We start from the raw sequence: 10,754 nt of genomic DNA, 5'->3' as shown, positions 1-10,754 counted from the left end.
GGGCCGGGGCCGGCCGTCGCCGTCTCCATGGCCTCCAGGGGCACGGGCGGTGCGTACTGCGGCTGCAGGCGTTCGCGGCCGCACCTCGGGCAGTAGCGGGCGTCGTCGGAGACCTCGGTCGCGCAGTGCGGGCAGTGCAGCGGCATGGGCCTATCTTGCCCGGCGTGCGGGTCGCGTCAACTCGCCTCGAACACCCGGGGGTTGCTAGAACACCGAGAGGCCGGTCAGGGTCGTGAAGCGGTCCAGGGCCGTCACGCCCGCCACCGAGTTGCCGCGCTCGTCCAGGCCGGGGCTCCACACGCACAGCGTGCACCGCCCCGGGACCACCGCGACGATGCCGCCGCCCACGCCGCTCTTGCCCGGCAGCCCCACCCGGTGGGCGAACTCGCCGGCCGCGTCGTACGTCCCGCAGGTCAGCATCACCGCGTTGATCTGCTTCGCCTCGCTGCGCGTCAGCAGGCGCGAGCCGTCCGCGCGCAGCCCGTGGCGGGCCAGGAAGCGGGCCGCCAGGGCCAGGTCCGCGCAGCTCATCTCGATCGCGCACTGCCAGAAATAGTGGTCGAGGAGGGTGGGCACCGGGTTGGTGATGTTGCCGTACGACGCCATGAAGTGCGCCAGGGCCGCGTTGCGGTCGCCGTGGGCGGACTCCGACTCGGCCACCTCCGGGTCGAACGCCAGGCCCGGGTTGCCGGACTCCTGGCGGAGGAACTCCAGCAGCTCCGAGCTCGCGTCACCCGTCAGGGTCTGGAGGCGGTCCGTGACGACGAGCGCGCCCGCGTTGATGAACGGATTGCGCGGGATGCCGTTCTCGTACTCCAGCTGCACCAGGGAGTTGAACGGGTTGCCGGACGGCTCGCGGCCGACGCGCTCCCACAGGTCGTCACCGGCGGCCAGGACCAGCGCGAGCGTGAAGACCTTGGTGATCGACTGGGTGGAGAAGGGGCGCTGCCAGTCGCCGACGCCGTACACCGTGCCGTCGACGTCGGCGATGGCCATGCCGAAGCGGCGCGGGTCGACGGAGGCCAGCGCCGGGATGTACTCGGCGGGCCTGCCGCCGCCGACCTGCGGCACCACGTCCCGCGCGATCCGCTCCAGGACCGACTGGTAGTCCACGGGGACCTCTACTGCGGCTTGACGCCGCGGTGCAGGGCGACGACGCCGCCCGTCAGGTTGCGCCAGGCGACCTTGGACCAGCCGGCCTGCTGGAGCCGGGACGCCAGGGCCGCCTGGTCGGGCCAGGCGCGGATCGACTCGGCGAGGTAGACGTACGCGTCGGGGTTGCTGGACACGGCCCGCGCGACGGGCGGCAGGGCGCGCATCAGGTACTCGGTGTAGACGGTGCGGAACGGGGTCCACGTCGGGTGCGAGAACTCGCAGATCACGACCCGCCCGCCGGGCTTGGTGACCCGGTACAGCTCGCGCAGCGCCGCGTCCGTGTCCTGCACGTTGCGCAGGCCGAACGAGATCGTCACCGCGTCGAACACGTCGTCGCGGAACGGCAGCTTCGTCGCGTCACCGGCGGTCAGCGGCAGGTGGGGGTGGCGCTTCTTGCCCTCCCGCAGCATGCCGAGCGAGAAGTCGCACGGGACGACGTACGCGCCGGTGGCGGCGAACGGCAGCGAGGAGGTGGCCGTGCCCGCGGCGAGGTCGAGGACCTTCTGCGCCGGGCGGGCGTTCACGGCCTTGGCGACCTCCTTGCGCCATACCCGGTCCTGCCCGAGCGACAGGACGTCGTTGGTGAGGTCGTAGTTCGCCGCCACGTCGTCGAACATCGACGCGACTTCGTGCGGCTGCTTGTTCAGGGATGCGCGGGTCATGCTCCGTATTCAAGCAGTACGTCCCGAAGCCTCCGTCAGCGGAATCGGCCTTCGCCGCGTACTCGGCCGTACCGCGCGGGAGGGGTCACACCCGCCCGCGGTACACCAGCCGCCCGTCGAGCGCGGTGACCAGGCACGGCCCGTCGCCCCGCTCGCCCGCGAACACGGCGAAGTCCGCGACACCGGACGGGACCAGCGCCCGGGGGCGCGCCTCCGCCGGGGGGTGCTCGTACCACCTGATCCCGGACCGCTCGACGGCGTTGCGGACCTCGGGCCGGGGGAAGGGCCCGGCGAGCACGGTGGTGCCGCGCGACAGCAGCCGCTGCACCCCGCGCCGGGCACTCGCGCCCCGGCGGGGGCCGGTCATCTCCAGCGCGGCCAGGGCGGCGCCGGTCAGCTTCTCGGCGCCGAGGGCGTCGGCCTCGCGCGGGTCGGGCCAGTAGGCGGCGCCCAGCAGCGCGGCGGCGTCGGGCTCGTACCGGCCGGGGGTGAGCAGCCCGTCCCACTCGCGGACGCGGGCCCGGTCGCCGTACGCGGCGTACAGCTCCTCGTACGGCCCGACGGCGGCGAAGCGGCGGCCGTCCACGACGACCGCGTGCCCGGCGTCCGTCCGCTCCTCGCCGGGGTGGTCCGCGACGAGCCGGACGCCTGCGAGGGGGCGGTGAATCGTCAGCACGGGGGGCCTAGTTGGTGCTGAGGATCTTCAGCTCGGGGTGGGCCGTGCCGCCCTCGATGGCCGTGGAGGAGAGGTGGGAGACGACATGGTCGTCGACCGGGTCGTTGGCCGGGTCGTCGTGCACAAGGATGTGCTCGTACGTCGTCGTGCGCTGCGCGGGCACGCGTCCCGACTTGCGGATGAGGTCGATGATCTCCATCCGGTTCGACCGGTGCTTGGCCCCGGCCGAGGACACGACGTTCTCCTCCAGCATGATCGACCCGAGGTCGTCCGCGCCGTAGTGCAGCGAGAGCTGGCCGACCTCCTTGCCGACCGTCAGCCAGGAGCCCTGGATGTGGGCGACGTTGTCGAGGAAGAGGCGCGCGACGGCGATCAGGCGCAGGTACTCGAAGAGCGTGGCCTGCGTCCGGCCCTTCAGCGCGTTGTTCTGCGGCTGGTAGGTGTACGGGATAAAGGCGCGGAAGCCGCCCGTCCGGTCCTGTACGTCGCGGATCATCCGCAGGTGCTCGATGCGCTCGGCGTTGGTCTCGCCGGTACCCATCAGCATCGTCGAGGTCGACTCGACGCCCAGGCGGTGCGCCAGCTCCATGATCTCCAGCCAGCGCTCGCCGGACTCCTTGAGCGGCGCGATGGCCTTGCGCGGCCGCTCGGGCAGCAGCTCGGCGCCGGCGCCCGCGAACGAGTCGAGGCCGGCGGCGTGGATGCGGCGGATCGCGTCCTCGGCGCTCACGCCGGAGATGCGGGCCATGTGCTCGACCTCGGACGCGCCGAGGGAGTGGATGACCAGCTGCGGGTACGCCGCCTTGATTGCGGCGAAGTGCTCCTCGTAGTACTCGACGCCGTAGTCCGGGTGGTGACCGCCCTGGAACATGATCTGCGTGCCGCCGAGTTCGACGGTCTCGGCGCAGCGGCGCAGGATGTCGTCGAGGTCGCGGGTCCACACCTTGTCGCTCTTGGGCGCGGCGTAGAAGGCGCAGAACTTGCACGCGGTGACGCACGCGTTCGTGTAGTTGATGTTGCGCTCGATGATGTACGTCGCGATGTGCTCGGTACCGGCGTAGCGACGCCGGCGCACCGCGTCGGCGGCCTGGCCGAGCGCGTGCAGCGGCGCGTGGCGGTAGAGCTCCAGCGCCTCTTCCGGGGTGATCCGCCCACCCTCAGCGGCGCGGTCGAGGACGGCTGTGAGGTCGGCCTTCTCAGTCACCGGAGTGTCCCTTTCGGCAGGGTGTGGACGGACCGGCCCAGCCTACGCCAGCCCCGGTGCGGGGCTGCGGGCGGTGGGGCGTCCTCGCCGGAGGGCGGGGCGGCCCCGCCGCCCGCCCCGACGCGTACGGGGCGGGTGGCGGGGCGGTGCGGACGTGCCGCGTCGCGCCGAGGGTCAGCGGCCGAAGGGGCGCGAGACGCCGTTCTCGGATTCGAGGAGCTGCTTGACCCTCTTGTCGATGGCCGCCGCCTGGGCGCGGCAGCGCTTGGCCTCCTCGTGAGCGCCGAGGCGGTCGAGCTGCTTGGCCTTGTTCTTGAGGTCCTGGGACTGCTGCTGCAGCTGCCGGATGTTGACCGTGATGGAGCCGCGGGCGGCCATCGCGGACACGCTCTGCTGGCCGGCGGCCGGGGCGGCCTGGGCGGGCAGAGCGGTGAAGAGAACGCCTCCGGCCATCGCTGCGGTCACAGCGAGCGTGGAAATGCGTCGAAGCATGAGCTTCCCCCTGGTCTGGTTCGAAATGAGGTCATTACCAGCTGGTAACCCCATCCTATGCGATCTTGAGAAGTGATCGCGTCAGCCCAGGCCGCCCGCTGACACCGTCGCGGCAGCTCCAGCGGTACGAGCCGGATCAGGCCGTCTGCTCGAAGGACTTCAGCGTGCGGGCGAAGTCCCGGGTCGACAGCAGCAGCTTGTAGATGATGGCCAGTTCGAAGACCAGCAGCAGCACACCCGCGCCGATCGTCACAGGCGCCACCGCATCGACCGCCGGGGCGACGATGAACACGGCCATCTGGAACTCGATGCCGCTGACCAGGTGCGTACGGATGCGGCGTCGCAGCAGGAAGGTCCGGAACCGGGCGTACCAGGGGAAGCGGTGACGGAACTCCTGGTGCAGGTCGACGACCGTCGCCTTCCCCGGCCGCACCGGGGCCGCGAATCCCGGCGCGGCGGCCTCGGCGGCCTCGGCGGAGTCTTCCTCCTCCGCCCTGGTCTGCTCGTGTTCGACGTCCGCCTCGGGGTTGTCGCGCAGCATGTCCTCCATGAAGGCGAGTTCCCGCTGGTTCTCGGCCTTGCGGGCCGCGCGCACCCGGGTCTTGATCTGCTTGCGCATCCCGTGACGGATCTTGAAGATCTGCAGCGCGTCGACATAGCGCAGCATGTCGAGGAAGACGACGGCGAGCGCCAGCCACAGGAAGATGATCTCGCCGGTCCGGGTGAACTGACCGCCCATCAACGCCACGGCACAGGCCAGCACCCGCACCCGGTCGAAGACGTAGTCCAGCCAGGCACCGAACACCGAGCCGGTCCCGGTGAGCCGGGCGAGCTTGCCGTCCATGCAGTCGAGGATGAAGCTCACGTGGTATAGCGCGGCCCCGACCAGCAGCCAGCCCCAGCTTCCCGCCGCGAAGCAGCCCGCCGCGCCGAGGCCGAGGAGCAGCGCGACCCAGGTGATCTGATTCGGGGTGATCCGGGTCCACATCGCGGTCCAGCGGACCAGCGGGGTGGCGACCGGGTCCACGAGCAAGACGGTCCACCAGGCGTCGCGCTTCTTCTCAGTGGTACGGCGCACCTCGGCGAGGGCCGGCATTTCTCGGAGCATGATCAACTTTCCTGGCGTCTGAGTGTTCGCTTGACGCTAGGACGCTTGTTCACCAAGAAGCCAGATGTGCGCCATACAACCTTTACTCCGGGGTAACGGTCTGCATGATCACCCGAGTCGACGGCATTCCCAGACCGAGAACCGCAGGCGAGGGACGCCGCGCCGCAGGGTGAGGCGATCCCGGGTCAGTCGAGCAGTTCGACCGTGACGTCGGCCGGAAACCCGGTGGTCGGACCGGTCCTGCGGGCGAATTCCCGTACACCCGCCAGTTGCTCGGGGCCGAAGCGGAAGTCCAGCGTCGTGAAGTAGCGCTCCAGCAGCTCCGCGTCGAAGACCTCCCAGCGGGCGGCCTGCTCGGCGACCTTGCCGACCTCCTCGAGGGACAGGTCGCGCGACGTGAGGAACGCCTCGTGGACCTTCTTCACGACCCCGGGCTCACGCCGGAGGTAGTCCTTGCGCGCGGCCCAGACGGCGAAGACGAACGGCAGCCCCGTCCACTCCTTCCACATCTGCCCCAGGTCGTGCACCTGCAGGCCCAGCCGCGGAGCGTCGTGCAGCGCGGCCCGCAGCGCCGCGTCGCCGATCAGCACGGCGGCCTCCGCCTCCTGCATCATCACGCCGAGGTCGGGCGGGCACCTGTAGTAGTCGGGGCGTACGCCGTACTGCTCGGCGAGCAGCAGCTGCGCCAGGCGCACCGACGTACGGGACGTCGAACCGAGCGCGACCCGCGCCCGGTCGAGCTGTTCCAGCGGCACCTGGGACACGATCACGCACGACATGACCGGCCCGTCGCAGCCGACCGCGAGGTCGGGAAAGGCGACGAGATCGTCGGCGTTGCGCAGGAATTCGACGAGGGTGACGGGCGCGATGTCGAGATCGCCGCGCACGAGTTGCTCGCTCAGCCGCTCAGGGGTGTCCTTCGACAGCTCGAAGTCGAGAAGCGCTCCGGTACGGGCCAGCCCCCAGTAAAGGGGCAGGCAGTTCAGGAACTGGATGTGGCCGACACGTGGCCGGCTGCGACGGTGGTCGACAGCAGTTGAATTGTCCACATCCCGAGGCTAGACCTGTCCACGGCCGGTCCCGACGGCGGGGCGGTCCGGGGCGAGTCGGTTACCAGGGAAAGGCCAGCTGGAAGACGCTCTGATGGACGCTGTCAAACTTCCGGGTGACGTGATCTTTCCCTCTTCCACTCTCCTCGAAGTGCGTGCTACGCTCGCCGCAAGTTGCAGTTTGGTTTCCCTTGCAGTACAGAGCCTGCGGAGCATGTGACCCGCAGGCTTTTGTAGTTTTCAGACTTCTTTGCAGGTTCTGGAGCAGGGCAACCCTTTGGCCCATGGGAGGGCTTATGGCTACCGGAACCGTCAAGTGGTTCAACGCTGAAAAGGGCTTCGGCTTCATCGCCCAGGACGGCGGCGGCCCGGATGTCTTCGTCCACTACTCCGCGATCAACGCGGCTGGTTTCCGCTCGCTTGAGGAGAACCAGCAGGTGAACTTCGACGTCACGCAGGGCCCCAAGGGCCCGCAGGCGGAGAACGTCACCCCGGTCTAGTTGCCCGGGCCGACCTGATCGCGGTCGGAGTAAGCAGTACCCAAGGAGCCCCGTTCCGTCCGGAACGGGGCTCCTGCCTGTACTGGGCGGCGGATGCCGCGCTCACCCCGTGCCGGTGCCGCCCGCGTACAACGCCTCTATCTCGGCGGCGTACCGCTCGGCGACCGCCCGCCGCCGGACCTTCAGCGTCGGCGTGAGCACGCCTGCGTCCACCGTGAAGTCCTCGTCGAGTACGGCGAAGGCGCGGATCCGCGCCGGGCGGGAGAGCCGCGCGTTCGCCGCGTCGACCGCCTCCTGGACCACGGCGCGCAGCGCCTCGCGGTCCCCCGGGTCGCGGCCTTCGCGGGCCGCCCAGGCGGCGACCTCCTGGGCGTCCAGGGTGATGAGCGCGACGGGGTACGGGCGGCGGTCGCCCACCATCACCACGTGCGACACGAGCGCCGACTGCTGCCGGACGGCGTGTTCGGCCGTGGTCGGGGTGAGGTTCTTCCCCGCCGACGTGATGATCAGGTCCTTCTTGCGGCCGGTGATCGTGAGGTAGCCGTCGCCGTCCAGCGACCCGAGGTCCCCGGTGTGCAGCCAGCCGTCCGCGTCGACCGTCTCCCGCGTCGCCGCCTCGTTCGCGTGGTAGCCGGGGAAGACCATCGGACCGCGCGCCAGCACCTCGCCGTCCTCCGCGATGCGCACCTCGCAGCCGGCGACCGGGCGGCCGACCGTCCCGTACCGGACCGCGCCCGGGTGGTTGAGCGAGATGACGCCGCCCGACTCGGTCATCCCGTACCCCTCGAAGACCTGGATGCCGCAGGCCCGCAGGAAGTCCATCGTCCGCGGGGCGATCGGGGCCGCGCCGGTCAGCGCCCACCGCAGCCGCCCGCCGAAGACGGCCCTGACCAGGCTGTAGAGCCGCTGGTCGGCCTCTTCGTACGCGGCCGCCAGCTCGTCCGGCAGCCGCCCCTCCGCCGCCAGCACCCCGATCCGTACCGCCTCGTCGGACCTCTCGCGGCCGCCCTCCCGCCCCTCGGCCAGCGACAGGACGGTGGCGTGCACCTTCTCGAAGAGCCGGGGGACGGACGGCAGATGCGTCGGCCGCACCTCGGCCAGCTCGCTCACCACGTCCTCGATCCGGCCGCCGAAGTAGCAGAGCTCGCCGCCGCGCAGGAGGGTCGTGAACTGGATGAGCTGGGCGAGCAGGTGGGCGAGCGGCAGGTAGAGGTACGTGCGGTCCCCCGGCCCGCCGCCGATCAGGTCGAGGTTGGCTTCGAGCACGGCCCCGAGATTGCCGTGGGTGAGGCGGCAGCCCTTGGGGAGCCCGGTGGTCCCCGACGTGTAGACGATCGCCGCGAGGTCGCCGTCCCCGACGGCGGCGGCCCGCGCCGCCAGTTCCCCGTCGGGAGGTGCGGCCGGTCCGGCGGCCGGGCGCAGGTCGTCCAGCAGGAGGACGTGGCGCACGGCCGGGGTCTTCGCGCGCACGCCCGCCACCCGGGCGGCCCGCTCGGCGTTCTCGCAGATCACGACCGTGGCACCGGAGTCCGCGAGCACCCAGGCAAGCTCCTCGTCCCCCGCCGTGGGGTAGACGGGGACGACGACCGCGCCCACCGCGAGCACGGCGAAGTGCGCGTACGTCCACTCCACGCGGGTCTCGGAGAGGATCGCCACGCGGTCCCCCGCCCGGACTCCGGCGCCCGGCCCGGCCAGCACTCCGGCGATGGCGCGGACGGTGTCGCGCAGTTCGGCGTACGAGACGGGCGGCTTCCCCTTCGCCCGCAGCGCCGGATGGTCGCCGTACCGGTCCCCCGCCCATGCGGTGAACACCGCGAGTGTGCCGGGCCGCCTCATCCGAGCTGCTCGATTCGCCTCATGCGTCCGACGGTAGGTACGGCACGGGGCCACGGGGGATGACGGGAAACGTCACCGGCACTGACCGCGCCGCTCATCCCGGTTACCGTCGTTGACTATGGCGACCACGGCTGCGGGAGCGCTTTCGGCGGCGGGAACAGTGACCACGGCCAAGAGAACGATCACCGTGCACCATGTACGGGCCGTACTGCGCGGCGCCGAGCGCCGAGGCATCGACACCGTGCCGCTGCTCCAGGCGGGCAACATCCCGCCGCTGCTGCTCGGCGACGACCGGGCGCGCGTCACCGCCGCGCAGTTCGCGGGCCTCTTCCGGGCGCTGTACCGGGCGACGCGGGACGAGTTCCTGGGGCTGGCGTCCGAACCGAGCAGACCGGGCACGTTCGCGATGATGTGCTACGCCGCGCTGGGCTGCCGGGACCTGGGAGCGGCGGTCGAGCGCGGGACGGCGTTCTACCGGCTGTTCCCCGGCGGCCCGGACCTCGCGCTGGAACGCGGGGGCGGGGGCCCGGGGGCGGCGTTCAGCGTCCGCGGTGCTCCGGAGCGCGACGAGGACCGGTTCCTCAGCGAGTGCCTGCTGATCATCTGGCACCGGTTGTGCAGCTGGCTGATAGGGCGGCGCATCCCCCTGCGCTGGGCGGAGTTCCACTACCCGCCGCCGCCGCACAAGGACGAGTACGACACCCTCTTCGGCTGCCCCGTCCGCTTCGGCGCGGAGCGCACGGCCGCCGGCTTCGACGCGCACTGGCTCGCCGCCCCGCTCGTACGGGACGAGGCGGAGCTGCGTGTGATGCTCGGCCGCGCCCCCTTCGAACTCCTCAGCCGCCGCGAATACGGCACGACCGTGGCCGAACAGGTCCGCCACACCCTGGCGCAGTCCCTGCGCGCGTCGCCCCGGCTGCCCTCCCTGGGCGAGACGGCGACACGGCTCGCGGTCAGCCCGGCGACACTGCGCCGCCGCCTCCAGCGGGAGTCGACGTCGTTCCAGCAGCTCAAGGACGCGGTGCGGCGGGACGCGGCGATCGCGGGCCTGACGGAGGGCCGCGAACCGATCGCGGAACTGGCGGCGCGGCTCGGCTTCTCCGAGGACACGTCGTTCCACCGCGCGTTCCGCCGCTGGACGGGGACCACACCGGCGGCCTATCGGGTCGGCGCCGGTGCGGAGTGAGGGCCGCGTCGCCGGGGACGGTTCGTAAACGATCTCCCTTCTGCGACGACTCGATAAGATCATCGGATGACTGAAGAGCCCGTGGCCGAGCTGCCGGAAGACGAGTACGGACGCGTCTGGGGGCACTTCTACGAGGAGTTCGGCTTTCGGCCGAGTATGAGCCCGTTCACGTGGCCGGCCATCAAGGAGCCTTCCGCGTCGGTCACCTGGAGCCTGGACTCGCTGCCCGACGGGGAGCCGTACGAACCTCTGGATCACCTGGTCGCCACGGTCAAGCGCGGGTTGACTTCCTGCGTCGGCCCGCGGGGCACGCTGATCGCGCTCGACTGGCAGCACACGTCGTACCGCTTCGCGCCGCACGAGGTCGGCGGACCAGGACAGCCGCGTTGGCCTCTGAGCCCGTATCCCGACGGCGACTACTTCATCTACCTCTCGGAAGACTTCCGCACGGGCAGCTTCGGGCACCCTTGGGAGCATTCGCTCTGCCTGTTCGGCGAAGAACTCCTCGACGCCGTGTCAACGGAGATCGACAAGGTTCTCGGCCCTCCGATCCGCAGGTCCGGCAAGTAGAGGCTTCCCGGGACCGCTCGGCGTGGGCCCCTCCAGCAGAAGCCGCCCACCCCCGGTCCCTGCATCGCCCCTGCGTCGTTGACATGCGGGGTCAGCAAAGCTGAGCTTCCCGGTCAGCTCCGTACCTACCGGTCAGTCTCTACCGTCTCGGCAACGACCCCAGCCCCCCGTAGGAACGTTGGGAGAGCCGCATGAGTCACCCGAGCCGCACCCGCATCCCCGCCCGACGCAGACTGGCCGCCGTCATCACCACCTTGGCAGCCGCTCTCGCCCTCAGCACGACGCACTCCACCACCTCCATCGCCGTTCCGGGCAC

Annotated in this window: 12 protein-coding genes; 3 read left to right on the top strand and 9 right to left on the bottom strand. The window is 71.0% G+C overall.

The window, feature by feature from the left end; genetic code table 11:
* The 8 genes from E2E34_RS37270 to E2E34_RS25430 form a co-directional block, all read right to left on the bottom strand.
* The coding region (locus E2E34_RS37270; protein WP_138904253.1) for a zinc-ribbon domain-containing protein at nucleotides 1-146 on the bottom strand (146 nt) is incomplete at its 3' end.
* Nucleotides 147-204: 58 nt separating this feature from the next.
* Nucleotides 205-1,113, bottom strand: coding sequence for a glutaminase (locus E2E34_RS25460; RefSeq protein WP_138904252.1), 909 nt, complete (start codon nucleotides 1,111-1,113; stop codon nucleotides 205-207).
* Between the two features lie 8 nt (nucleotides 1,114-1,121).
* On the bottom strand, nucleotides 1,122-1,817 hold the full coding sequence (locus E2E34_RS25455) for a demethylmenaquinone methyltransferase (protein WP_138897197.1): 696 nt from the start codon (nucleotides 1,815-1,817) through the stop codon (nucleotides 1,122-1,124).
* A gap of 85 nt (nucleotides 1,818-1,902) precedes the next feature.
* Nucleotides 1,903-2,493 (bottom strand): hypothetical protein, encoded by a 591-nt coding sequence (locus E2E34_RS25450; RefSeq protein WP_138904251.1) that lies wholly within the window; start codon nucleotides 2,491-2,493, stop codon nucleotides 1,903-1,905.
* Nucleotides 2,494-2,500: 7 nt separating this feature from the next.
* Entirely contained in the window at nucleotides 2,501-3,697 is a 1,197-nt protein-coding gene (mqnC, locus tag E2E34_RS25445) for a cyclic dehypoxanthinyl futalosine synthase (protein WP_138904250.1), read from the bottom strand.
* A 174-nt stretch (nucleotides 3,698-3,871) separates the two neighbouring features.
* On the bottom strand, nucleotides 3,872-4,189 hold the full coding sequence (locus tag E2E34_RS25440) for a hypothetical protein (protein WP_138904249.1): 318 nt from the start codon (nucleotides 4,187-4,189) through the stop codon (nucleotides 3,872-3,874).
* Nucleotides 4,190-4,325: 136 nt separating this feature from the next.
* Nucleotides 4,326-5,297, bottom strand: a complete 972-nt coding sequence (locus E2E34_RS25435) for a CDP-alcohol phosphatidyltransferase family protein (RefSeq protein WP_208765334.1) — start codon at nucleotides 5,295-5,297, stop codon at nucleotides 4,326-4,328.
* Between the two features lie 185 nt (nucleotides 5,298-5,482).
* Nucleotides 5,483-6,346, bottom strand: a complete 864-nt coding sequence (locus E2E34_RS25430; RefSeq protein WP_138904248.1) for a menaquinone biosynthetic enzyme MqnA/MqnD family protein — start codon at nucleotides 6,344-6,346, stop codon at nucleotides 5,483-5,485.
* 296 nt (nucleotides 6,347-6,642) lie between these two features.
* Here E2E34_RS25430 and E2E34_RS25425 point away from each other — a divergent pair, with 296 nt between their 5' ends.
* On the top strand, nucleotides 6,643-6,846 hold the full coding sequence (locus E2E34_RS25425) for a cold-shock protein (RefSeq protein ID WP_014144190.1): 204 nt from the start codon (nucleotides 6,643-6,645) through the stop codon (nucleotides 6,844-6,846).
* 102 nt (nucleotides 6,847-6,948) lie between these two features.
* Here E2E34_RS25425 and E2E34_RS25420 read toward each other — a convergent pair whose 3' ends face one another.
* Entirely contained in the window at nucleotides 6,949-8,658 is a 1,710-nt protein-coding gene (locus tag E2E34_RS25420; protein ID WP_244316081.1) for an AMP-dependent synthetase/ligase, read from the bottom strand.
* Between the two features lie 142 nt (nucleotides 8,659-8,800).
* Here E2E34_RS25420 and E2E34_RS25415 point away from each other — a divergent pair, with 142 nt between their 5' ends.
* Nucleotides 8,801-9,868, top strand: a complete 1,068-nt coding sequence (locus E2E34_RS25415; RefSeq protein ID WP_138904246.1) for an AraC family transcriptional regulator — start codon at nucleotides 8,801-8,803, stop codon at nucleotides 9,866-9,868.
* Nucleotides 9,869-9,934: 66 nt separating this feature from the next.
* The gene (locus E2E34_RS25410) at nucleotides 9,935-10,438 is read left to right on the top strand and encodes a DUF2716 domain-containing protein (RefSeq protein ID WP_138904245.1); all 504 of its coding nucleotides are present in this window, start codon (nucleotides 9,935-9,937) and stop codon (nucleotides 10,436-10,438) included.
* The last annotated feature ends 316 nt before the right edge of the window (nucleotides 10,439-10,754 follow it).

The organism is Streptomyces albidochromogenes (assembly GCF_005981925.1).
In the GTDB taxonomy this organism is placed as follows: domain Bacteria; phylum Actinomycetota; class Actinomycetes; order Streptomycetales; family Streptomycetaceae; genus Streptomyces; species Streptomyces albidochromogenes.
Note: the sequence above shows the minus strand (reverse complement) of the source record. Positions and strands in the feature narration are given on the sequence as shown.

What these genes read in the sequence shown, in the direction of transcription:
- E2E34_RS25410 (WP_138904245.1), top strand. Translation starts at nt 9,935, where the DNA reads ATGACTGAAGAGCCCGTGGCCGAGCTGCCGGAAGACGAGTACGGACGC.
- E2E34_RS25425 (WP_014144190.1), top strand. Translation starts at nt 6,643, where the DNA reads ATGGCTACCGGAACCGTCAAGTGGTTCAACGCTGAAAAGGGCTTCGGC.
- E2E34_RS25455 (WP_138897197.1), bottom strand. Translation starts at nt 1,817, where the DNA reads ATGACCCGCGCATCCCTGAACAAGCAGCCGCACGAAGTCGCGTCGATG.
- E2E34_RS25440 (WP_138904249.1), bottom strand. Translation starts at nt 4,189, where the DNA reads ATGCTTCGACGCATTTCCACGCTCGCTGTGACCGCAGCGATGGCCGGA.
- E2E34_RS25415 (WP_138904246.1), top strand. Translation starts at nt 8,801, where the DNA reads ATGGCGACCACGGCTGCGGGAGCGCTTTCGGCGGCGGGAACAGTGACC.
- E2E34_RS25435 (WP_208765334.1), bottom strand. Translation starts at nt 5,297, where the DNA reads ATGCTCCGAGAAATGCCGGCCCTCGCCGAGGTGCGCCGTACCACTGAG.